This is a genomic window from Desulfitispora alkaliphila (assembly GCF_050433185.1).
Taxonomy (GTDB): domain Bacteria; phylum Bacillota; class Desulfitisporia; order Desulfitisporales; family Desulfitisporaceae; genus Desulfitispora; species Desulfitispora alkaliphila.
In genome coordinates, this window is sequence record NZ_JBNPXS010000003.1 from 112,275 (window position 1) to 133,999 (window position 21,725).

Here is a 21,725-nt window from a genome sequence, read left to right on the forward strand (position 1 = left end):
GTTTTTAAAAAATAAAAGCCCTAGAGCTTCCCCTGGGCCAAAATGTTTTCTAAATCACTTAATGGTGCATCTACTAAAAAGGAATGATTATACAATGCTTTTAAAATAGCTATTATTTCACCATCTTCACCAGCCGTGAAACCAATTATACAAAAAGCTATATCGTTATCATAGGATTTTCTAGTTACCAAGTCTCCAACCTTCATTTTCCACACCTCCTAGTTCATCATATGAGAATGACAACTAGAAGGTGTTTCACCTAATCTAGGTCTATTTCACTATTTTTATCTATAATAGAGAATGGTGCCACGCCTTGATTGTGGGGCTCCGATCTATACAAATAGCCATCGTCAAAAGAGGTGCCGTACCACCAGATATCCCTATGGGAACTAGAGCCCTCCGCATTTGTTTTGTGCATTCGCATGGATCGCTGTCCTCTGTTTAATACTCCACTAACTCTTCGTTCACAATTATATTTTTCTGTCATCTAAATCCTCCCCTTCTTCGTCATCTATTTCGTCTAAAATTTGCGCCTCTGTTTCATTCATTCTCATTGCTAGGTTTGGCTTTGTCTCTGGCTTTCTCGTTAGCCAAATGTACAGTCCTCCTAGAAGAATAACTGTCGGTATAGCTAAAGCAATCCAAAAAGCAGTAGAAAACATTAAGTCAGTCCTCCTATGATTTTCTTTTCACATGCTTATTGTTAGCATTAATGGTTTTTTTTAAACATAAAAGAACCGAGCAATTGCTCGGTTCTTTTATGTTTAAAGCGCCCATTTACGGTCACTTGTAAATGAAATTGTCAACCATTTTTCATAATTTATTTTGCTTAAATTTTGTTTTATTTCCTCTCTGACTTTATCCTGATCAGTTATAGTTTTAATTTTCGAGTTGTTGTCAACTACAAAATCTACTTCAATCCATAATGTTTTACTTGTTTTCGAAACGCGAATAAAACTTTCAGCTAAATTATACTCTTTCTCGATATTAACCATAACTTGTTCCACTTCTTGTCTCAATTCTTTTTTTGGTGCCATGCTCAACACTTCACGCAAAGAGGCTTTAATCCCTTTAATCGGTAGTTTCATAAAATACAAGGATATTATTATTACCATAACTGGATCTACATAAGGTACTATATAGGCTAAGGAACTTATATTTTGCAGAATAGATGCAACTATGAAAGCGATTAGCACTCCAGCACTTACAAATGTATCTATTAGCCACTGGTTGGATTCTGCGGTTAAAAATCCAGATTGAGTTTTTCCCGTATGCTTTTTGAAGTATAAATAAGTTAAAAAACAACCAACTGTTCCTACAAGTGAGTATATCAACGCAACTCCAATTGCCACATCTCTACCGCCTTGAAATAAGGAAATCATAGCTACTATAAGAGACGCAACCACTAATAGAAATATAATAGTATACTTTATAATAATCACAATAGGCTCTATAACATCTTTACCAAAAGGGAACCTCTTCCAGTCATTTTTTCCTATATACTTAGCCGCCAATAGCGATAACCCAGAGAGAGCTACACTTATCAAAGAGTAAATTCCATCAAAGAAAATAAATTGCGAATTGACTAGCAACCCGATAACAATACCCAAAACAGAAAACCCTATTGCTGCATAAACAGAAATTAACAGCAATCTTTTTTCTAAATTACTAATTTGAATCATAAACTTGCACCTCAATATATTTCATTTATCTATATATTATATGTCTAATTCCTTTTATAGTCAAATACTGAACTTTTCCAACCCTAATCTATCAACCAAATGACTTAAACGTTCTTCTGGCTCGGAGTGGCTCTTGTACAGTCTAATGCAATTTCTCAGTAATTGTTCTACTTGACCTTCATCAGCTAGCTCAACTAACGTCCTGGCTAGAACTGGTCTTCTACCTAATCTGCCTCCAATTATTACTTTGTATCCCCCTTCACTGGCAATAGCTCCTTTTGAGCAGGCGGAGATACATCTACCACAGCTTAGACAGTTATCCCACAGCACCCTAGCCTTTCTACTCCGCAATTCTATTCCCCGTTCACGGCACGAGGTAACACAGACACCACAACCGTTGCACTTTTGCTCCATTACAAAAGGTTGCTGTTGACCTATTACAGCAAAATCTTTAATCTGAGGTTCTGAGCAACTATTAGGACAACCGGACACAGCAGCCTTAAAGCGATGATGGGAACGAACAGGCTTCCCCTCTAGTCTTTTCGCAATAAATTGCTCAAGTTCTTCCTCTTCATTTACCCTTTTAATTAAATTAACTATTCTATTATCATCTATTACAGAATGAGGGCAACCCTTAACACCGCCACAAACTTTAATTTGATAAAACTCTTCCTCTATATGCATCTTACTCCCCCCCTTGGTAGCATTCTAACTAAATTCAATAAAACCATCTATGACCTATATCACTTCAACACCACTCTTGACCTAATAGTTCAATTTTCATCTGTCCATTTGTAAATTCTATTACTTGACTATGAAAATCATCTACTTCACTGACCAGGACCTTTAAATACAGCTTGACCACATGGGAGTAGTCAGTCTCCTCCACCTCAAATCCTTGCTGGGTTAGATAGTGTTGAACTGCACCTAATTGCTGATAATCTAGAGCTAGTTCTATATTTTCATAGAGGCCTCGGCGCACTATTCCACTAGCATCTATTCCACATTTGGCAGCTTGTCCATATGCTCTGATAAGTCCTCCAGCTCCTAGCATAATTCCACCAAAATAGCGAGTAACTACTATAACCACATTGGTCAGTCCCTCTTTTTTAATCACCTCCAGCACTGGTGGTCCCGATGTCCCTTGGGGTTCCCCATCATCACTCATTCTCTGTATTTCACCCTTAAGTCCCACCTGATAAGCATGTACATTGTGAGTAGCATCCTTAAACTCCTTCTTTAACTTATCTACAAAGTCTTTTGCTTCTTCTTCTGTATCTACAGGAGCTACAGAAGCAATAAACCGAGATTTTTTAATTTCAATTTCAGTACGAGCGTATTTTTTTACAGTTAGATAACTTTCCACTACGACTTCCTCCTTTAAACCGAAAATCCTCAACACATATTCTGCCTGTGTTGAGGAACTAGAGTAAAACATTGGACAGAGCGCCCTTAATATTATCGGCCACTATTTCGTTAACCTCTAAGCTTTGAACATTAAAAGAGTGAAACATCATTTCTAAGTTTGTATCCTGGACTACTTTTTTGTATTTTGATAAATCTAGCTTTACTGCCCCTTGTTTTCGAAAAAAATCTTTACGCATTTCTAACCCTTCTGCCTGGTGAACCTCAAACAACATCCCATAAACATCTTCCTGATGCTCCTCTAACATAGACACCGTCTTTTGATACAACCCTACTCCAATTCCTTCACCCCTGTACTCAGGGAGCACTGCTATATAATCTAAATATCCCAAATTAACCCTTTGCAGATAATAAAATAGCGAAAACCCAACTAATTGGTCCCCTTTTTTGGCAACAACAAAAAAGAACCTATTGGGAGCCAATTTCTTAGGTATAAGTAAATGTTTTAATACCCTATGGGTGTCGGCCCTACTCAAATTAAATAACAACTGACAATAAAACATGGCTTCCTTGTAGTCAAAGGAGTGGGGACTAGTCAGCTCTTCATAGCGGACGGTATCCATCAAGTATGACACCTCTTTCAAATTCTATTCGCAAACAGTTAGATGCTGTAATATCAAGGATGCCGTTCTATAATTTGTTGCTACTGGAATATTGTGAACATCACAAATTCGCAAAAGAGCAGTTATATCAGGTTCATGAGGCTGTGCTGTTAAGGGGTCGCGCAAAAATATTACTAAATCCACATTTCCAGAGGCGATTTCTCCACCTATTTGTTGATCCCCTCCCATTGGCCCTGATAAATAGCAGTGAATATCAAAATTTGTAGCATCTTTAACCATACTACCTGTTGTCTTTGTTGCACACAATTGGTGCTGCGAAAATTCTCCTTCATGTTCTTTAACAAATTTCAACATCTCTTCCTTTTTCTTATCATGAGCTATTAGTGCAATTTTCATTGTGCTTCCCTCCGTTAAAGGTAATTAAGGATAATATAACATAATCCTAGAAAGATGCAAAGTTTTGGTAATTTTTAGCAATTTTTATCTATTAGCATTTTGTATAGCTGTACATAACGTTCCCTTTCTGCATCTAAATCATAAGCAAATCTAAGAGACTTCCCCTTTTGCCCAAGCGCCTTCAACCATGGAGGGTTTGCAGCAAGCTCCACAGCTAAACTTATAAAGTGATCTTTATTTTTAAACAGAAGACCTGAAATTTCATCTGCAACTATGGCTCTATTCCCAGCCACATCATGAGCCAATGCTGGAACCCCGAACACTTGCGCCTCTAAAAGTGAATTAGGCATTCCTTCTGAAGCTGAGGTGTTTATTATAATATCAGCGACTCCATAGACATAGGGCATTTGGCTGTGGGGAATTTCGCCTCTATAATTAGCCCACCACTTAGATTTCAATCTATTTTTAAGCTCCTCAGCTAATTTTACATCTAAGACTGGCCCAACCAACTCTAATCTCACTGCAGAGTTTTGCTCATGCACTGCTTCCATTAAATCTAGTGCCCAGAGTGGTCTTTTGACTTCCCTTATCCCTCCAGCATATAAAAACACTATTTCATTTGGTTTTATAGACCATTTTTCTTTAAAATTCACCCCTTTTTCCTCATCAAAGGGATATGCGGCCTGGGGAACTACTTTGACTTTACCTGCATCTATACCTATATTTTTCAAATCATCTTTTCCCTCATTGTGGAATACATAAATTCCTTTTGCATAGTTTAGCAGCCTTAGAGCCTCTGCATTTTCTATTTTATTATTCTGCTCATTAATTGTGCTCAAATCGGTTCCCGTAAAACTTATTGCTAATGGTTTCTTTGCTTTATAGATAACATCCTTTATTACTAACCCCGACTTATAAAGATGAAAGCAGTGAATAATATCATATCCTCTAACCATTTCTGCGTCTACTTTGTCTACATCTATAACAGAAACTTTTTCAACATGTGCTTCTAATCCTAATTTTAATCTGTTAGCTGTAACCCAATTTCCCGCTGTCCTTTTAGTGTTTACAGGTACTACCATTAATATTTTCATGTATTTTATTGCCCCTCTAACCCTTTTAAACTGCGCCACAGGTCATATAGTGCCAGTTGAGTACTCCGGTATTTAACCTCTTGGCGCCCACCGATAAGTATCCTATGACGACGAATAGTTTCAATTCCCTTGCCTACAATTGCCAAGTGCACAGTTCCTACTGGCTTATCTTCTGTTCCCCCCCCTGGACCAGCTATTCCCGTAATAGCCACAGCCACATCTGCACCAGTTACTTTTATTGCTCCTTCAGCCATCTCCACAGCAACTTGCTCACTGACAGCGCCGTATTGCTCTAAAGATTGCCTAGATACTCCTAGTACATTTTCCTTGACACTGTTAGCGTAAGAGACAATCCCCCCCAGAAAATATGCAGAAGAACCAGCCATAGAAGTTATCCTGTTCCCCAATAGGCCTCCTGTACAGCTTTCAGCACAGGCCAGCTTAAGCCCCTTTTGACGCAACAGATCTCCCACTACTCCCTCTATTGTATCGTGGTCAGAGCCAAAGATATACCTACCTATTCTAGTAGTAATTTCATCTTTAATTGGCTTAATCCTACCCCAGGCTTCCTCATCACTAACTGCTTTCGTGGCTAATCTTATATGTACCTCTCCACTCTTAGCATAAAGCGCTACAGTTGGATCTGTTTGCTTTTCGATTAACTCTCTAATTTCATTTTCTAAAGGCGCTTCCCCTATCCCAATAGTTTTGATAACATGAGAGCATAAGTGTTCCTTAGATTTGACAGCCAGTCGCTGATATAACTCATTGTCAAATACATACTGCATTTCTATTGGTGGACCCGGTAAAGCAACTACAATTTTTTCATCTTTTTCAATATATACCCCAGGAGCAGTGCCTCTGGAGTTGCTCATGGGGATAGCTCCTTCAGGCATGTATGCTTGTTTTATATTGTTTTCTGTTAACTTAACGCCAAACTTCGCAGTTACTTCTCTCAAATATTCCAGCCAATCTTCATATAAAACCAAGGGACTATCCAAGGTGCGAGCAATAACATTAACAGTAATATCATCTTCAGTGGGCCCTAAACCACCGGTAGTAATTACAATATCAGATCTATTAAGCGCTTGTTTAATAACTTCTTTTAGACGCTGATGATTATCCCCCACAGTAGTTTGATAGTATACATCTATCCCCAACTCCCGAAGCTTATCTGCAATATATCTGGCATTGGTGTTAGTTATTTCTCCCATGAGTATTTCTGTTCCCACACTAATTATTTCCGCCTTCATATTATCAGCTCCAATATTTTCATAAATTTATTTATATATATATCCTACCACAAAAAAACAGCTATATAAAATTATAGCTGTTTTAAAAAAAATATATTCTTTACTTTTTATTTCTCATATGAAAAAGACCAGCAATAACTGCTAAAAATAATACCCCACCTGTTGCTCTCAACCACAGTGATCCGTGTTCCTGAACCGGTTCACCTATCACCCACTGGACTCGATGCCCTACACCATCATCAGCCACCATCTTCATTCCCTCTAGGTTTGGATCATATTTAAAGTACCCATCCCCATCAGTCTGTCCAGTTAATATTTCTGTGCCATCTAAATCCGTAATCACAATATCTGCAACAGCCACTGTGTCGTCGTCAAATACTACCCGCACTAATCCTTCTTCCACAGGTCTGATGATCATCCTATGAGCATGTGCATCATTGCTTACAACTAGCATGAAAAATAAATTAAGTATTAATGCAGTTACAATAACCTTCTTAAATTTAAACATTTTTTTAACCTCCTTGTGTTTTTCTAATTTTTCTCAAAATTTGATTTGCCTCACCAGCGCTCTTAGGGGTGAAGTCAGTGCCTGCAAAAACTTTTGCCAACAAAGGGGTTCTGAGCTTTGCCTCCTTCATGACTTTTTCCTCACCTAACATAGCAACAGAACCCTTAATTTTTAATTCTCCTTTTGCTAGTATGGCTACATCTTCAGCCCATGAGTAGGCTATATCCACATTGTGAGTTGAGAGAATAATCGTCTTACCTTCCTTAGATAACTCCTCTAACAGATCCACTATTTTCTCTGTTGTATCAGGGTCTAATCCTGAAGTAGGTTCATCTAGTACTAATATTTCTGGCTTCATGGCAAGCACACCAGCTATTGCCGCTCTTTTCTTTTGTCCCAAGCTCAAGTTATGGGGTGACTTATTCTTCAGATCAATTATTCCAACTTGATCCATGGCAGCCTCTACTCTTTCCTGTAACTCTTTCCCTCTAATACCTTGATTCATAGGCCCAAACGAAACATCTTCTGCAACAGTGGTTGAAAACAGTTGATTATCCGGATTGTCGAAAACCATACCTATCTTGTTTCTAATCATAGTTAAGTTACTTTTTTTAACTCTATAGTCTTTGATAGATATTTCGCCTACCTGGGGCATTATTAAGCCATTTAGGTGGTATAACAAAGTCGTCTTACCACTGCCATTTGCCCCCAATATAGCTACCTTTGTACCCTCCACTATGTTCAAACTCAAGTTATGCAACGCCTTAGTTCCATCTGCATAAGTATGGCTCAATCCAGTAATTTCAACTGCATTCATCCAATCATCCCCATATCTATAATCGAAATCAAGACAATCACTACCATAGCAACTCCGCATTTAAACCAATCAATAGCACTAGCAGAATTGACTACTTCTGTTGAACTAAAACTTCCATTATAACCCCGGGCAAGCATAGCCTTGTGCACTGCCTCAGCCCTATCCAAAGATTTGACAAACATACTTCCACTTATCTCTCCGTAGGTCTTAAAAGAACTCACACATAATCCCCCAGAAAAACCCCTTGTTACCAATGCCCGTTTAAGCCCTTTCACTTGGTGATAGAAGATTGCTACGTATCTATAAGCCAGCATTATGATATTGACTACCGTGGGCGGGACACCTACTTGAGATAAGCTTTTAATATATTCATGTACTGGTTGTTTACCCATTAGCACTACTACTATTATAACTGAGGTAATGGTTTTGAGCATTAATCCAGCCGAAAAAACAATTCTCTCAACAGAAGGATTTAACCCTCCTCCAAAAGTGATTGCTAAACACATAAAAAGAGCAAAGGGCAATGCTAGAGCTACCCTAGTTCCTATGTGCTTCAAGGACAAACCCGTACTAATTGCTACACCTAAGGTAATAATAAAAGCTAAAGAAAGTGCTGTTAAACTAGATAAATTTATCACACCCACTGCAAAGAGTAATGCAGATATAGTTTTAATTTTTGGGTGCCAACTTTTTTTATGGGAATTAGTCTCAAATGTAGTACCCATATGCAGCGTTTTGATTTTCATTAAACGCCCACTCCTCTTTCTAGCAATTGGGGTCTTGCAACAGAAACCATCTTGATAGCAAACCCTGTCATTATTCCCTCTACTATGGCTAGAGGTAGATAACCTACGGCCAAAATATTGATTACTGAAAACATCCCATCTCCGTATATATAGCTACTACCAAGAAGTATTAAAACTAACAAAACAAAACACCCTACCACAGCCACGCCGCCAGCTATAGCTCCACGCCAAAAAATTGGTATGTTCTTTAGTATGTAAAACAGTTCTCTCGCTGCCAGAGAGGGGATTACAACCAGTAACATATTGGCTCCCAAGGTGGTTATGCCACCGTGTTGAAATATAAATGCCTGTAGCAATAAGCCCCCCAAAACAGCCACGGCTACTCTTCTACCCAACACAATGCCCATAAACCCAGCTAACAAGGGATGAATTGTTGTTGGCCCAACAGGGATACTCACTAGAGACAGTACAAAAAAGGCACCAGTTATTAGACTTATTTTCGGAACTTCTTCGCTCTTTATGTTTTTGCTTCCCCAATAGGCAACAGCACCGGCCACAACCACAGAAACCCCAACCACTGGCGTGCTAAGCACTCCATCAGATAAGTGCATACTTTATCCCTCCTTTTGTAAAAAAAAGCTCTCCAGATATAATTCTGGAGAGCCTAAAAGTTAAGAAAAACCTTCACTCATCACCTCCCCATCTCTCGCAGTTCAACAGTGATCAAAAAACAGGCAGGTCTCCTGGCTCTGGTTCAACACTTTACTCCGCCTTCCCAGACATAGTCCAGTGGCTTCTTGGAGCAAGCTCCCCATTACAGTGGCGGGACCGCGTCGGAATTACACCGACTTCCCTATTAAGTCTCTATTACGAGACACCTATTTTTGCAGTTATTTAATTGTTTTATCTTTTATTTAATACGTAAAGTCAGACCAGTAACTCTTCTGTTGCTGTAAACCTGACATACTATCCTTATCAATACCCTTAGTTTCTAAGTACAGGTCTGTCACATATTGATCTAATTCAATAGGCATTTTTATAACTTCAGCCTTACATTTTTCCCCACACTCTATTAAGTGCTTGATTGCTAGAGCGTGAATAGCAAAACCGATGTCCATCACCTCCGCAGGCTGCCCATCACCAGAAGCTGAATTGACAACTCGTCCTTCAGCGATTAAGAATACTTTTCTGTCATCTTTGAATTTATATTGCCTAATATTATTTGCCACTTCTTTAGTTTTTATCGCTTCCTCTTCTAAAGCGCTTTTATCTATCTCTACATCAGAATGACCTGCATTGACTAGAATGGCTCTGTTTTTGAAATAGGGTAAATGCTCTTTGTTAATAACTTCTTTATTTCCAGTAGCGGTAACAATATAATCTCCTCGCTTTACTGCTTCAACTACTGGCATAACCTGAAAACCTTTTAGCATTGCTTCACTTGCCCTAACTGGATCTAATTCACACACTATCACCCTTGCACCAAGTCCACGCGCAACTTTTGCTATTCCCCTACCGCACCAGCCATAGCCTATGACCACAACAGTCTTTCCACCAACTAAAATGTTTGTGGTGTAAGTTATGCTACTCCACACCGATTGACCAGTTCCATGAATATCCTCAAAGATGTGTTTACTAACAGAACAATTCACTGCCAAAACAGGGTATTTTAGCTGCTTCTTTTCATACATAACCTCTAGTCTTCTCACACCTGTAATGCTCTCTTCACTTGTCCCGATAAAATTCTCAGCATACTCTGCGCTTTCTTCATGAAGTTGCTTAGTTAGAATAGCTCCTGAATCCACAATCACATGAGGCTTGCACTTTAGTATCTCTTTCTGATATTTTTTGTGTTCTTCTAAATTTGACCCATATTGACCTAGGACTCTTATTCCCTCTTCGCTTAAAGCTGCAGCCACATCGTCTTGTGTGGTGAGGGGGTCTGCCTCTACTAGGCAGACATTTGCTCCTGCCCTTCTGAGCATTATGGCCAAATTGGCAGTAGTTGCCTCTATATGTAAACGCAACACAATATTCTTATCTTCAAAAACTCTAGTTATAGAAAACTCTTCTTCTAATTGCCTCAAGATGGGCATGTGTTCGCGAACCCATTTTATTTTTTGATTTCCTTGTGGGGCCAATGTTATTAAGCGTATCATGGAATTACTGGGCACGAAAATTCCTCCTTTTTTCAGAAAAATTAATTTATTATCCTAATTATAACACAGGTCGTTATAAAGAAATAGTAAAGACGATAAACTTTTCCAGATTATGAAAAGTTTATCGCCTTTAAGGGGGGGAAAGCTATTTTGACACTTGCTGTATCGGGGCACTAACAGCTTGCTTGTTAGATATAATACTATCAAAGCATTCATCTACGTGATAAGACGACATTGGTTCAGTTGCCAAACTTACTAATATTAAGGTTATTGCAGAAAGGGGTAATCCCACTAACAATGGGTCAATTACCGTCCACGGAAACTCAACCAAAACTGGTCTGCCAAAAAGGGCCTGACTAACTCCTAAAGCTTGTGCCTCAGCTGCATGAGTGAACAGATACATCATAATAGTCGCCATTACTCCTACACACATACTGGCCAACGCTCCTTCTTTGGTAGCCCTAGGCCAATACAGGGCTGCCACATAAGTTGGCAGAAATGTTATAGCGCATAACCCAAAGAACATAGCCGTAGCCACAGCGATTATATTCCCTGGAAGTCTATAACTTAGGAAAACCGTTACCACTAAAGCAACTATTATTCCCAAGCGATGGATGAAGATACTTTTGCTCTGATCACCAGTTTTTCCACCCATGTAAATATCCCTACTTATAGATGTCCCCATAACATGAAACTGACCGCTAAGGGTGGACATGGCCGCACTAATTAATACTAACATGAACATTACTGAAAACCATTGGGGCAAAGCTTCGTTTATATAAAGGGGAATTACCCTATCCATATTGGGAGCACCAGTTCCTGGGTCCACAGCAGCTAACATAGAAATTTTGCCTAGGTTCTCGTAAAAGTAAACGTTAGTCAAAGCACCTACTGTCATAGCCACACCAGTCATGAAAAGAATAAAAACTCCGCCAATAGCAACAGCCCTATTTATTTCTTTATTAGTCTTTACAGTCATATATCTTACTGCCAACTGAGGCTGAGCTAAAACTCCAATTCCTACCCCCATTACAATGGTTGATACTAACACCCACCAAAGCTCCGAACCATATTGGGGCATTTTCGTCCAACCCATATGCCCCTGCTCAACAAGGGAATTTGGTACTTGCGACGCCAGGCTAGTTAAGGCTTCATGGGCTGGTGTTATCCCTCCTAGATTTTTATAGGTTATCACAATCAAGATTGCCATTCCAATAAACATAATTGTTCCTTGAAAAGCATCAGTGTAGAAAACTCCCTTTAAACCACCGGTCATTACATAAACTGCTACTACCAAGGCAAATACTATTAGTCCTACATTATAATTGATATTCAAAGTCTGCTCTATAAATCTGGCTGCACCAATCATCACCGCAGCCGCATACAAGGGCATTGTCACAAATACTAGCGTTGCTACAAGCTTTTGCATTAAAGGAGATTGAAATCTCCGTGATAAAAGTTCAGGAAAAGTTGTAGCTCCAATATTTTTACTCATTGCTCTCGTTCGCTTACCAAAGAATACAAAGGCAATAAATATGCCTACAAAGATATTAAGAACCGTCAACCACAAGATGCCCAACCCGTATACTGCAGCAGCTCCACCAAAGCCTACAATTGCCGCAGTGCTGATAAATGTTGAACCGTAAGCCATAGCCATTAAGTAAGGGTGCACTTCTCCCCCAGCTAGTAGATAATCCTTATCTGAGTTAGTTTTTCTATAAGCTATATACCCCAACATAGCAATAATAGCTAAATAAATCACTAATAAAACATACGTCCAATTCATCCAACTTCACTCCTTTTAATTACTTATAACTATTCCAGTTAATAACCCCATACGCTAAACACAAGATCCCACCTAAAATCGATAATCCATAGGCTAAAAAAATCGAAAAGTCAGGTATACCTAACATGTTATCCCTCCTAATAATTCTTAGTCGTTTCTCTCGGCATACTATTTATATATGCAAAAACTGTGCCAAACTAAAAAGAGCCCTATTTAAGGACTCTCCATAACTTAAAGTTTTCCAAACTATCATTTATGACACTTTACTAAACTTGTGCCTTGCTAGATCGAAACAATAGTTTCACTTTTGACATTTATTTTTTTTCGTACTTCCGCTGCATCCCATATTTTTTTATTCTCCGATTGAGGGTGGACAAACTTACACCTAACCGCTCCGCAGCTTGCATGTTATCACTGGATCTATTTAGTGTAGCTAGTAATATTTTTTGCTCTACCTGGGCCAATATTTCATCCAGTCCCAGAGTTCCTACTTGTTCCTCCCACCCACAATTATTTTTACCTTCCTCTATTTCCGCAGCTCCTTTTTCAAACAGTTGCATAGGCAAATCATCTAAATCGATCTTATCACGACCTGTGGTTACAGCAAGTCTCTCCACTATATTTGCTAATTCTCTTACATTCCCAGGCCAGCGATATTCTTCCATGACATTTAAAGCAGCCCTGGTAAAGTGCTTATTAAAGCCATACTTTTCATTAAATCGCTGAAGGTAATACCCTACAAGCAATGCAATATCCTCTTTTCGCTCTCGCAGGGGAGGTATTTTAACCGGTACCACATTTAGTCTATAATATAAATCTTCTCTAAATTCCCCTCGAGCAATCATCTCATCTAGATCCTTATTAGTGGCAGCTACTATCCTCACATCTATTTTAGTTGCCTTTTCTCCTCCAAGCCGCTGAACCTCCTGCTCTTGAAGGACACGAAGTAATTTAACCTGTAACTCCAAAGGCAAATCTGCAACTTCATCTAAAAAGAGGGTTCCCCCGCTTGCCAGCTCAAAGTAACCCATCTTCCCTTCTTTCTTCGCCCCTGTAAACGCACCAGGTTCGTAACCAAATAGCTCAGATTCAAGCAACTCTCCAGGAATTGCACCGCAGTTTATTTTTACAAAAGCCCCCTTGTTCTTACGATAGCTTAATTGATGCACTAGATGGGCCACATTCTCTTTCCCCACACCAGATTCTCCTAATAAAAGTACAGTGGTGTCTACTGGAGCAATCCGCTTAGCCACTTCTATCACCTGGATTATCCCTTCACTTTTCCCTACAATATTACTTTCGGCTAACTGCTGTTTCCTAAACTCCTCTAGCTGCTTTTCATACTTGTTAGTTAGTTCCCGAGATTGCTCAAGTTCCTGCTTCAGGTAGTTAAGCTCGGTGACATCTCTTACATTAGTCACAACTCTCTCTACTTGCCCATTATTATCAAAAATCGGGTACGCCGTAGCGATTGCGTGTTTTCCTGTATTGAATTGCTGCATTACAGTAATTGGCTTTTTTTGCTCTATTACCTTTATAGTAGCCGATTGGTTGACCACTTTTTCCTCAAGCATACGATATAGACTTTCCCCCATAAAATCTTCCCGCTTTAATCCTGTAACTCGAGCAAAGGCTGGGTTAAGTCGCAAAATCTTCCCATCGCCATCGGTTATACATATTCCATCATGAGAGCAATCTATAACAGCATCTAGTTCTCTGTTGAGCTCTTTAACTACCTCCAACTCTGAGGATATTCTGGTAATCTCAGATATATCTTGAAATACAGCAACAGCCCCTGCCAATTTCCCCTCCAATCTCAAAGGGGTTCGATTGGATATAAAAGTCTTTTCTCCATGGGTTACTTTTTGACTGTATTGAGGCTTCCCAGTCTCCAGAACCTCTATTAAACCTGTGTTAGGAAACATATCCTTCACGTATTTACCTAAAACCTTTGCAGGCTGTACTGACAACAGTCTAGCTGCTGCCTCATTAAATAGTGTGAGCCTACCATCCTGATCTACAGCCATTATCCCATTATGAGTAGAGTCCAAAATATGCTGAAATCTCTCTTTGTGCATACTCAAGGTCCGCTTAAACCCCTGATTGATTAGCTCAGGAGTGGTAACCCCCACAAAGTCATTTCTCTTATTTACCACTACAGTTGGCTCTGATACTTTTTTTGACCATTGCTGCCAATCATCTTCCTGGTACAAGATTAAATTAGGCTCTCCCATGATTAACTCTACTTTAACATTGCGCACATCAGTAAGAGTAGAGAGGACCATAGGAGAGAGCTTTAGCACCCCTGCAACCTTGTTGCCTGAAAGCACAGGTAGAAATTCAATCTCCTTTGTTTTTATAATAGTAATGGCTTCCTTTACTAACTTCCCTACCTCAATAGTGGGCCATTTCTCATCTATAATTTTCATGTATATTCACCACCGCTTTTTATAAATTTTATAGTGGCTAAAGTTCTGATATCTGTTATTATAAAGATAATTATAACACAGCACAATATTATTACTACCTAGAGGTGACTACTATGTATTCTAAAATTATAAAAGCTCTACTGCTTCTTATAGTAATTGCTTTTGCAATCCTGTATTTCTCAACTAGTAACCGCAATACTAGTCAGTTGCCAGCTGCACATATTGGCGATATCCTGGCTCCTAAAATCGCATCCGGAATCGAAGATTCGCTGAAAAATAGAAAAGATCATTTGATAATATCTATATCCGAGGATGAGCTCACTTACCTCCTAAACCATGCCTTACAGACAAGCCTTAAGGAGGAGTTCAGAGTCACAGGCACAGCTGCTACTATTGATGCAAATCAAGTAGCTTATTTAATTAATATGAGACCATACAATCTATTTCCATTAAAGCTTCAAGCTTCAATTGTTCCTGAAATAAAAGAAAGCTCCCTTCACTTTTTCGTTAAGGAGCTTAAGTTATGGAATTATACTCTACCAACAAATACCACCGCTAGAGTTCTTGAACTATCACAGGATAGGTACTTTTCAAAAAACAACATCGCTCACCTTAACCCACAAGAACGAATAATTGTAATTACACCAGAGCTGCCCAACTTCGTGTATTTAAAAAATATTGAAGCATCTAATGGAAAACTCAACACAACTGTTTCTTTGGATTGGGATATAATAATGTCCCATTTAGAAAGGGCACTTCTAGAAAGAGCACTTGGTTTTTAGCTCTTTTGTCATCCACGCCGAAGCAACAAATAGGGTGCTGGAAGCAAAGACAAACCAATATGTGATAAATCTTATTAAAATTGCAAAGGCCATGGCTGTTGCAAAGGAAATACTTAGGGGCATAAGTAAAAAGGCAACTGTAGCTTCAAAGGTACCCAATCCACCAGGTGTTAAAGGCACCATCGCAACTATATAAGCTAAATAAATCACAGCTGCTAAATTCCAAAACCCCACATCAATCCCCAAAGCTATTGCCACAATATAGGCCTTTAAGGGAAAAAAGCTCCAAATGAAAAAGGACAGTGCAAGATTAAACAAAAGTTCCCCTCTGGAACTTTTAATTTTTTGTATGGACTGCTGAAATTGATCTACCATTTCAGCTATTTTAGTCTTATATTTTCCTGGAGTAAAGCGATTTACTACTCGTTTAGTCCACCGAGGATAATAAAGCGCTCCTACAAGAAAGGCTACAGCTACCAGCACAACAGCAAAGCTGGCGAGAATAACCTTACCTTGAAGCCCCATGACACCGTGGTTAAATAGGTATTGAATCAAGGAGATCGCCACTAAAACCATTAGAGGCACAATACTTACTACTTTTTGTACACCTACCACAGCTACAGCCTCTCCCGAGGTCATACCGAGCTTAGATTTTAGCATAATAGCCTTAACAGCCTCTCCTCCGGCCTTTACTGCAGGAGTTACTGATTCTACAAAGGTGCCAACCATATTAATATGTAGCACATTCAAGAAGCCTACCCGCACCTTAATAATACCAGCTAGGCGCTTCCATTGCCAAGCTATTACTAAGATTGTTACTACTTGCAATCCACAAGCTAACAGAAGCACATCAAGTTTTACGAGCAACAATGTGGCAAGGACTATTTCTAAATCAGCCTGCCAAAGTAGTACTATTGTTGCCAGTAGACCGATTAAAAACAGTAGAAGGCGCTTCAAGAGCCTCCGACCCCCAATCTTTTGTAAACAGAATAGTAGCTTTCATGGTACAGTTTTTTTGTCCAATAACTTTACAATGGTTGCAATCGCAATATTGATTCATTGAATGGTATAATCCCCGCAAGCCTTGCCTGGGGTTTCTTACCAATACTTTAGCACCGCTAGGAGCAGTCTTCCAAACGTTTTTTAAGATTTTGTCTTTAGGATAGGCCTGTAGAGCAATGTGAACCACTGAGTATTTTGAGGCGTCAAAAGTGCATCCATCTCCATAAAAGACCTTAACCCTATTGTCTAATCCAAAATGCCTTACTATTCGCTTGGCAGCAGAAACAGCTCTGGAGTCGTTATCAATAACCGTCACCTCAGCACCAGTATTAGATGCTATTTCCATGGCAGTACAGGGAAGAGGTCCTCCACCTATGCAGAGGACTCTATCACCCTCAGAAACGACCCCTTGCTTAACCTCGTTTTCTACAATTTGTTTATAATACTTTCTCTTAAGACATACTAAAACAGGTAGTGCAGCACAGATATTTTCTAGAAGCTTAGTTATTCCAGGAATGATTTTCACCATTTTGCACTCCTTTATAAAAGCGTAGCTATAAATTGACCAATGTGGTTAATTAGTCCTGCTACTCCAAATGCTAAAAATAAAGTTAAACCCATTAAGTAAAGAGCAAATTTCACAGTAAATTCCTTCACAATAATCGCCATTACTGTCAAGCAAGGTAAATAAAATAAAGCAACTGTAGAGCCAACTATCAACTGTAGTAAGCTTAAATCCAACTCTAACAGCGGCAATACCGCCAGTTCTCTCCTAATTATACCTAGCATTAGCGCTAGACTGGCTTCACCAGGAAGTCCAAGCCATCCCTCAGTAAAGGGTTGCATTACTCCTGCAATTATATTGAGCACTCCCGTCTCCGCAATTAGCGCCGCAAAACCAATCCCAAGAATCATGGGCACTTCAGCTTCTAGCAAGAATTGCTTTATTCGCAGCCATATTTTCTTCGCTAATGCTTTTGGATCAGGGCGCAGGAGATTTGGTATCTCCAACAACATGGGGTCAACTTTCCCCGGTATCATTTTGCTCATTATCAATCCAGCAGTAAACATTGCTATAAATGAAAGCATATATACAAATATAAGTGCTGCTAGGGAATGATCCCCTAGCAAGGCTATGAATGCCCCAGTCTGAGCAGTACATGGTACAGCTATAGCCACTAGACCCGTGATCATAACTCGCTCCTTAGAGCTGGTTGCAGCCCTAGTACCCAAAATAGCTGGTACCGCACATCCATAACCCATAAACATGGGAACTATATTTCCACCTTGCACTCCCATCTTTCGCATTACATTATCCAATAAGACTCCCAACCTTGGCAAATAGCCACTATCTTCTAAAAAGGACATTACAATATAAAAAAGTGCAACATATGGCAATATTAGTGCAATGGGCCACTCAATACCCTTGATGAGCATCCCAAACTCTCCCACTAGTATATTCCTCAACATACCTTCTGGGACGAAGCTTGAAACAACTGCAGTTATAAATGGGGACACGTACCCATCAAAAATAGGTAATAGAATTACCGCTCGCAGAGCTTTCCCCCCTCCTACAACTAAACCCATAGCTGCTATCAATACGAATATAGCAATGGGTAAACCAGGGAAGGGGCGAATCATGGCATCCCCCATCTTCTCCCAAAAGGTAGGGTGTCTGTGCTCTACCTTTTGCACATTTTCAGCTATTTCTCCAACCTTCTGCCAGCGCTCGCTTTGGGAAAGCTGAATCTTCTGTTCATCTTCTTTTATTTTTTTGTCTGCTGCCACTTCCCATACATTTTGCAGTATCTGCTGTAGACCTATATTTCTCACTGCCACTGTGGGCACAACTGGTGCTCCCAGTTCTTTTTCCAAAGCTGGCACATCAATAGTAATCCCCTTGCGCTCAGCTACATCTATTAGGTTTAAGGCATAAACAATAGGTACATCCAACTGCTTTAATTGAAGCGCTAAGTTAAGGTTACGCTCTAGGTTTGTGGCATCTAAGACGCATAAAACAACATGAGCCCCTTCTCTCAGCAGCCTTACAGCTACTTCCTCTGCAGGAGAAGTGGACTCCAATGAATAAGTTCCGGGTACATCTATTAAAGTCGCTTTTTTTCCTCTATAGTTCACTTTTCCAACTGTGTAGTTTACAGTGGAACCTGCATAATTTGCAGTGAGAACTTCCATTCCGGTTAATTTTGAAAATACTACACTTTTCCCCACATTGGGGTTTCCCATTAAAAGTATCTTTATTTCATTATCTTCTAGCTCTATTGGTTCCTTGCCTTGTTCGTCGTGACAGCCCAACTAGCTCACCTCTTTTACTGTAATTTGTTCAGCTACGTCTTTAGAAATAGCTAGACATCTGCCTCCTAATTTAACTACTACAGGTCCTCCTAAAGGCTGCTTAGACATAATGGATACCACCGCACCTTCTCGCATACCCAAAGAATTTAACAGTCCTATTTGAGGCAACTTATCTATTATGTAACAATCTTTATTTTTTATGGTATATAATGTCATTATAATCCTCTCCTTTCTTGAGAATGATTTTCATTGTCTATGGGTAAAATTATACATCCCTTAAACTTCAAAATCAATAGTACAATAGTACTATTGATTTTGATTGGAAATCAGTTCAAAATCTACCTGCTATAATTCTGTAGAAAAAACAGATAATAAAAATGTCCTTAAAAATTATTAATTAAAAGGAGGAGTTATTTTGACAGTAGGACAGAAAATGCATCAAACACTTTCCACTATAGAGGGAGCAAAGGCTAATTTAGAGACATTTGCATTAGATACTCAAGATACTCAAGCCAAAAATCAGTTTAATCAATACGCAGCTCAACTTGACGATATTGCAAATGGGATCAAGGGAAGGGTAAACTATATCGAACAACAAGAGCCTCAGTATAAGGTTAAGCAACAAGCTCAGCAACAGGCACAACAACAGCAAAACCAACAAAAATAGATTAAAATAAATGAGAGCACTTCTCCATGGGGAAGTGCTCTCATTTATTTATTAAATATTAATTTACCCAACAGTGACCGCTTTATTTCTACCGCTTTCTCCGGGCAGAGTTCTTGACAACAAAAGCACCTGATGCATTTATCTATATCTAATTCAGGATTATTTTCTCCCATTTTTAAAATTTTTGGGGGACAACTGTGAACACAATGGCCACATTTTGAGCATATATCCCTTGAAAAAACAGGTTTAGGACTCAAGTATTGTTCTAAAAAATTGTTTATCCCTGTCGGAAAGGGAAAACGCGCTTCTCTTCTTATTTCAGGAACTTCAAACTTAGCTACTGGGAAAGAAATATTATCTCCAACTAAATCTACATGCTCTAGTGACCAAGGCAGCTTCCGCTCTTTAGCTCTTACCACCGTTGGAACAGATAAAGGATCTATTCCAGCCACTTTAACAGCAACTGCATCAACTGCAAAGGGATTAAAACCAGCGATAAGAACGCCCAAGTCCTTGGGTTTTCCTCCCGAAGGGCCCTCACCCTCCATCCCCACCACTCCATCTACTAAGTGAAAGCAGGGCTTCGTAGCCAATGCCAAATCCACTAGCATATTGCTAAATTCTTTAATCCCTGGCATTCGAAAGTGATATTCAGCTTTTTCTAATCCCGGAATGGCACCGAACATTACTTTAACTGCCCCTGTAAATCTTGTCATCCCATGAGTTTTGAGCTTAGAAAGAGACACAAGCTTATCCGTTTCCACCATTGCTTTACACAGTGAAAATTGCTTTACTACCTCTCCATCAGGAAAACTCACGTTTATGACCTCTGTATTGTAATTAAGTTCTACATTTAATTCTTTTGCTACTTCTTCTATCCCACACTGACGATAGATTCCATTTAAAATAGTTTTATTAAAAGGACCACCAGGGCTGTCACCAATTACAACATGAGCACCAAGTTTAACTAATTTTTTTGCCACTGCTTTCACAACTGCAGGATGCGTTGTAACCGCTTCTTCAGGTCTTTTTTTCATCAACAGATTTAATTTCAAAAAAACTCTATCACCAGGTTTGATTATGCTTTCCAATCCTCCTAGTGCATTTACCGCTCTATCAACAGCAGCTTGTACCTCTGTGTCAGAATACTCATGACATTTGGCCACTGAGATTTTATCCACTAAAACCACCCTCTCCAACTTCTACTTCTTTAAATCTTTTCGCTTTATAACCTGTATTTCCTCTCTAAAGTTGTAAAGAAGACAACTCACCATGGGGAGTTGCCTTCTAGTAGTTACATAAAATCCTGTTTTGTTAGATTGTTTTGAATAAACTCTATGGCTTGCTGCTCTATTTCTTCAGGCAATTTCACTTTAACTGGTTCACCTTTATCCAATAACTCCATATCCACTAGCTCTCCATTTTCTAATTTAATAGTTAAGCTCGGGGCTGATAACTTAGGTTTTCCCTGCAATTCACCATCGCTCAATTCTAACCCCAGGTGAATTTGGTGATCGTAGTTATTTCGCTCTACTCTGTAATCCATAACGCGCATCTCTAGACACCTCCCTTTTAAGAGTATTATTTCAGTTTCTTTTAGCTTTTATCACATAAAAATAAAAAACCAACACCTCTTTGTTTTAAGGTGCTGGTTTTTATTAAAAATATTACTCTTCAACTATGCTAACTTTAAGCATTTTGTCGTTAGCTCTGATGTCATCAACTACATCAAGCCCCTCTACTACTTTGCCAAAAACAGTATGGTTTCCATCCAAATGAGGCTGAGGACTATGGCAGACGAAAAATTGACTGCCACCAGTGTCCCTACCAGCGTGGGCCATTGATAGACTACCTCGCATGTGCTTGTTAGGATTGTTGTTCACTTCGCACTTAATAGTGTATCCAGGGCCTCCCATGCCTGTTCCCTCAGGACAACCACCTTGAATTACAAAGTTAGGAATTACACGGTGAAAAGTCAAACCATCGTAATACCCTTCTTTGATTAACTTCTCAAAATTTGCAACAGTTTTAGGTGCATCCTTCTCAAATAATTCTACTACCATTTTACCCTTTTCAGTTTCAATAATTGCTTTTTTCACTATA

General features: G+C 39.2%; 27 protein-coding genes and 1 riboswitch. Of the genes, 2 read left to right on the plus strand and 25 right to left on the minus strand.

Translation table 11 applies throughout. From position 1 onward, the window contains the following. Positions 1-20: 20 nt before the first annotated feature. The 18 genes from GGQ84_RS02180 to GGQ84_RS02265 all read right to left on the minus strand — a co-directional run bounded on the left by GGQ84_RS02180 (position 21) and on the right by GGQ84_RS02265 (position 14,858). Complete coding sequence (locus GGQ84_RS02180) at positions 21-206, minus strand: sporulation peptidase YabG (protein ID WP_429158542.1); 186 nt, start codon at positions 204-206, stop codon at positions 21-23. Between the two features lie 53 nt (positions 207-259). Continuing rightward, positions 260-487: a hypothetical protein gene (locus GGQ84_RS02185; RefSeq protein ID WP_429158545.1), complete on the minus strand. Its 228-nt coding sequence runs from the start codon at positions 485-487 to the stop codon at positions 260-262. Then, a complete protein-coding gene (locus GGQ84_RS02190; RefSeq protein ID WP_429158548.1) occupies positions 471-662 on the minus strand; it encodes a hypothetical protein in 192 nt (63 codons plus the stop codon). The genes GGQ84_RS02185 and GGQ84_RS02190 overlap by 17 nt, the downstream gene beginning before the upstream one ends. A 102-nt stretch (positions 663-764) precedes the next feature. After that, positions 765-1,682, minus strand: coding sequence for a cation diffusion facilitator family transporter (locus tag GGQ84_RS02195; RefSeq protein ID WP_429158550.1), 918 nt, complete (start codon positions 1,680-1,682; stop codon positions 765-767). A gap of 60 nt (positions 1,683-1,742) precedes the next feature. Further along, on the minus strand, positions 1,743-2,366 hold the full coding sequence (locus GGQ84_RS02200) for a 4Fe-4S dicluster domain-containing protein (protein WP_429158553.1): 624 nt from the start codon (positions 2,364-2,366) through the stop codon (positions 1,743-1,745). Between the two features lie 64 nt (positions 2,367-2,430). Further along, the gene (locus GGQ84_RS02205; protein WP_429158555.1) at positions 2,431-3,048 is read right to left on the minus strand and encodes a YigZ family protein; all 618 of its coding nucleotides are present in this window, start codon (positions 3,046-3,048) and stop codon (positions 2,431-2,433) included. A 58-nt stretch (positions 3,049-3,106) separates the two neighbouring features. Further along, a complete protein-coding gene (locus tag GGQ84_RS02210; protein WP_429158558.1) occupies positions 3,107-3,670 on the minus strand; it encodes a GNAT family N-acetyltransferase in 564 nt (187 codons plus the stop codon). A gap of 24 nt (positions 3,671-3,694) precedes the next feature. Beyond that, a complete protein-coding gene (locus GGQ84_RS02215; protein WP_429158561.1) occupies positions 3,695-4,066 on the minus strand; it encodes a methylglyoxal synthase in 372 nt (123 codons plus the stop codon). 74 nt (positions 4,067-4,140) lie between these two features. Further along, the gene (locus GGQ84_RS02220; RefSeq protein WP_429158564.1) at positions 4,141-5,160 is read right to left on the minus strand and encodes a glycosyltransferase; all 1,020 of its coding nucleotides are present in this window, start codon (positions 5,158-5,160) and stop codon (positions 4,141-4,143) included. Between the two features lie 5 nt (positions 5,161-5,165). Beyond that, positions 5,166-6,413 carry a competence/damage-inducible protein A gene (locus tag GGQ84_RS02225; protein WP_429158567.1) on the minus strand — a complete coding sequence of 416 codons (1,248 nt, stop codon included), beginning with the start codon at positions 6,411-6,413 and terminating at the stop codon, positions 5,166-5,168. 100 nt (positions 6,414-6,513) lie between these two features. Continuing rightward, positions 6,514-6,921 carry a hypothetical protein gene (locus GGQ84_RS02230; RefSeq protein WP_429158570.1) on the minus strand — a complete coding sequence of 136 codons (408 nt, stop codon included), beginning with the start codon at positions 6,919-6,921 and terminating at the stop codon, positions 6,514-6,516. Between the two features lie 4 nt (positions 6,922-6,925). Continuing rightward, on the minus strand, positions 6,926-7,738 hold the full coding sequence (locus GGQ84_RS02235) for an energy-coupling factor ABC transporter ATP-binding protein (protein ID WP_429158573.1): 813 nt from the start codon (positions 7,736-7,738) through the stop codon (positions 6,926-6,928). Next, positions 7,735-8,484 (minus strand): energy-coupling factor transporter transmembrane component T family protein, encoded by a 750-nt coding sequence (locus tag GGQ84_RS02240; RefSeq protein ID WP_429158575.1) that lies wholly within the window; start codon positions 8,482-8,484, stop codon positions 7,735-7,737. Before GGQ84_RS02240 ends, GGQ84_RS02235 begins: the two co-directional genes overlap by 4 nt. After that, entirely contained in the window at positions 8,484-9,095 is a 612-nt protein-coding gene (locus tag GGQ84_RS02245) for a CbiM family transporter (RefSeq protein WP_429158578.1), read from the minus strand. The genes GGQ84_RS02240 and GGQ84_RS02245 overlap by 1 nt, the downstream gene beginning before the upstream one ends. 105 nt (positions 9,096-9,200) lie before the next feature. Continuing rightward, positions 9,201-9,381: riboswitch (cobalamin riboswitch) on the minus strand. Positions 9,382-9,398: 17 nt separating this feature from the next. After that, positions 9,399-10,658 (minus strand): adenosylhomocysteinase, encoded by a 1,260-nt coding sequence (locus GGQ84_RS02250; protein WP_429158580.1) that lies wholly within the window; start codon positions 10,656-10,658, stop codon positions 9,399-9,401. A gap of 130 nt (positions 10,659-10,788) precedes the next feature. After that, positions 10,789-12,429 carry a sodium:solute symporter family protein gene (locus GGQ84_RS02255; protein WP_429158582.1) on the minus strand — a complete coding sequence of 547 codons (1,641 nt, stop codon included), beginning with the start codon at positions 12,427-12,429 and terminating at the stop codon, positions 10,789-10,791. Between the two features lie 19 nt (positions 12,430-12,448). Next, entirely contained in the window at positions 12,449-12,556 is a 108-nt protein-coding gene (locus GGQ84_RS02260; protein WP_429158585.1) for a symporter small accessory protein, read from the minus strand. Between the two features lie 187 nt (positions 12,557-12,743). Next, positions 12,744-14,858, minus strand: coding sequence for a sigma 54-interacting transcriptional regulator (locus GGQ84_RS02265; RefSeq protein ID WP_429158588.1), 2,115 nt, complete (start codon positions 14,856-14,858; stop codon positions 12,744-12,746). Positions 14,859-14,971: 113 nt separating this feature from the next. Here GGQ84_RS02265 and GGQ84_RS02270 point away from each other — a divergent pair, with 113 nt between their 5' ends. Next, entirely contained in the window at positions 14,972-15,640 is a 669-nt protein-coding gene (locus tag GGQ84_RS02270; RefSeq protein ID WP_429158591.1) for a hypothetical protein, read from the plus strand. On the opposite strand, the gene GGQ84_RS02275 is transcribed toward GGQ84_RS02270, so the two are convergent. The 4 genes from GGQ84_RS02275 to GGQ84_RS02290 are packed head-to-tail and all read right to left on the minus strand — an operon-like array spanning position 15,617 to position 19,171. Further along, positions 15,617-16,597 (minus strand): lysylphosphatidylglycerol synthase transmembrane domain-containing protein, encoded by a 981-nt coding sequence (locus GGQ84_RS02275; protein ID WP_429158594.1) that lies wholly within the window; start codon positions 16,595-16,597, stop codon positions 15,617-15,619. The two genes, GGQ84_RS02270 and GGQ84_RS02275, sit on opposite strands and share 24 nt — an antisense overlap. Beyond that, on the minus strand, positions 16,533-17,171 hold the full coding sequence (locus GGQ84_RS02280) for a class I SAM-dependent methyltransferase (RefSeq protein ID WP_429158597.1): 639 nt from the start codon (positions 17,169-17,171) through the stop codon (positions 16,533-16,535). The genes GGQ84_RS02275 and GGQ84_RS02280 overlap by 65 nt, the downstream gene beginning before the upstream one ends. A gap of 11 nt (positions 17,172-17,182) precedes the next feature. Beyond that, positions 17,183-18,955 carry a FeoB small GTPase domain-containing protein gene (locus GGQ84_RS02285; RefSeq protein WP_429158599.1) on the minus strand — a complete coding sequence of 591 codons (1,773 nt, stop codon included), beginning with the start codon at positions 18,953-18,955 and terminating at the stop codon, positions 17,183-17,185. Further along, on the minus strand, positions 18,956-19,171 hold the full coding sequence (locus GGQ84_RS02290; RefSeq protein WP_429158601.1) for a FeoA family protein: 216 nt from the start codon (positions 19,169-19,171) through the stop codon (positions 18,956-18,958). 199 nt (positions 19,172-19,370) lie between these two features. On the opposite strand from GGQ84_RS02290, the gene GGQ84_RS02295 reads away from it, so the two are divergent. Further along, on the plus strand, positions 19,371-19,622 hold the full coding sequence (locus GGQ84_RS02295; RefSeq protein ID WP_429158603.1) for a DUF1657 domain-containing protein: 252 nt from the start codon (positions 19,371-19,373) through the stop codon (positions 19,620-19,622). A gap of 44 nt (positions 19,623-19,666) precedes the next feature. On the opposite strand, the gene GGQ84_RS02300 is transcribed toward GGQ84_RS02295, so the two are convergent. From GGQ84_RS02300 to GGQ84_RS02310, 3 genes are all read right to left on the minus strand, one after another. Further along, a complete protein-coding gene (locus GGQ84_RS02300) occupies positions 19,667-20,803 on the minus strand; it encodes a DUF362 domain-containing protein (RefSeq protein WP_429158606.1) in 1,137 nt (378 codons plus the stop codon). A gap of 113 nt (positions 20,804-20,916) precedes the next feature. Continuing rightward, the gene (locus GGQ84_RS02305; RefSeq protein WP_429158609.1) at positions 20,917-21,177 is read right to left on the minus strand and encodes a hypothetical protein; all 261 of its coding nucleotides are present in this window, start codon (positions 21,175-21,177) and stop codon (positions 20,917-20,919) included. 112 nt (positions 21,178-21,289) lie between these two features. Next, a complete protein-coding gene (locus tag GGQ84_RS02310) occupies positions 21,290-21,721 on the minus strand; it encodes a peptidylprolyl isomerase (RefSeq protein ID WP_429158612.1) in 432 nt (143 codons plus the stop codon). Positions 21,722-21,725 lie beyond the last annotated feature (4 nt).

Excerpts from the sequence above, each read along its gene's own strand:
- GGQ84_RS02180 (WP_429158542.1), bottom strand. The coding sequence starts at position 206 with ATGAAGGTTGGAGACTTGGTAACTAGAAAATCCTATGATAACGATATA.
- GGQ84_RS02185 (WP_429158545.1), bottom strand. The coding sequence starts at position 487 with ATGACAGAAAAATATAATTGTGAACGAAGAGTTAGTGGAGTATTAAAC.
- GGQ84_RS02190 (WP_429158548.1), bottom strand. The coding sequence starts at position 662 with ATGTTTTCTACTGCTTTTTGGATTGCTTTAGCTATACCGACAGTTATT.
- GGQ84_RS02195 (WP_429158550.1), bottom strand. The coding sequence starts at position 1,682 with ATGATTCAAATTAGTAATTTAGAAAAAAGATTGCTGTTAATTTCTGTT.
- GGQ84_RS02200 (WP_429158553.1), bottom strand. The coding sequence starts at position 2,366 with ATGCATATAGAGGAAGAGTTTTATCAAATTAAAGTTTGTGGCGGTGTT.
- GGQ84_RS02210 (WP_429158558.1), bottom strand. The coding sequence starts at position 3,670 with ATGGATACCGTCCGCTATGAAGAGCTGACTAGTCCCCACTCCTTTGAC.
- GGQ84_RS02215 (WP_429158561.1), bottom strand. The coding sequence starts at position 4,066 with ATGAAAATTGCACTAATAGCTCATGATAAGAAAAAGGAAGAGATGTTG.
- GGQ84_RS02220 (WP_429158564.1), bottom strand. The coding sequence starts at position 5,160 with ATGAAAATATTAATGGTAGTACCTGTAAACACTAAAAGGACAGCGGGA.
- GGQ84_RS02225 (WP_429158567.1), bottom strand. The coding sequence starts at position 6,413 with ATGAAGGCGGAAATAATTAGTGTGGGAACAGAAATACTCATGGGAGAA.
- GGQ84_RS02230 (WP_429158570.1), bottom strand. The coding sequence starts at position 6,921 with ATGTTTAAATTTAAGAAGGTTATTGTAACTGCATTAATACTTAATTTA.
- GGQ84_RS02235 (WP_429158573.1), bottom strand. The coding sequence starts at position 7,738 with ATGAATGCAGTTGAAATTACTGGATTGAGCCATACTTATGCAGATGGA.
- GGQ84_RS02240 (WP_429158575.1), bottom strand. The coding sequence starts at position 8,484 with ATGAAAATCAAAACGCTGCATATGGGTACTACATTTGAGACTAATTCC.
- GGQ84_RS02245 (WP_429158578.1), bottom strand. The coding sequence starts at position 9,095 with ATGCACTTATCTGATGGAGTGCTTAGCACGCCAGTGGTTGGGGTTTCT.
- GGQ84_RS02255 (WP_429158582.1), bottom strand. The coding sequence starts at position 12,429 with ATGAATTGGACGTATGTTTTATTAGTGATTTATTTAGCTATTATTGCT.
- GGQ84_RS02260 (WP_429158585.1), bottom strand. The coding sequence starts at position 12,556 with ATGTTAGGTATACCTGACTTTTCGATTTTTTTAGCCTATGGATTATCG.
- GGQ84_RS02265 (WP_429158588.1), bottom strand. The coding sequence starts at position 14,858 with ATGAAAATTATAGATGAGAAATGGCCCACTATTGAGGTAGGGAAGTTA.
- GGQ84_RS02270 (WP_429158591.1), top strand. The coding sequence starts at position 14,972 with ATGTATTCTAAAATTATAAAAGCTCTACTGCTTCTTATAGTAATTGCT.
- GGQ84_RS02280 (WP_429158597.1), bottom strand. The coding sequence starts at position 17,171 with ATGGTGAAAATCATTCCTGGAATAACTAAGCTTCTAGAAAATATCTGT.
- GGQ84_RS02290 (WP_429158601.1), bottom strand. The coding sequence starts at position 19,171 with ATGACATTATATACCATAAAAAATAAAGATTGTTACATAATAGATAAG.
- GGQ84_RS02305 (WP_429158609.1), bottom strand. The coding sequence starts at position 21,177 with ATGCGCGTTATGGATTACAGAGTAGAGCGAAATAACTACGATCACCAA.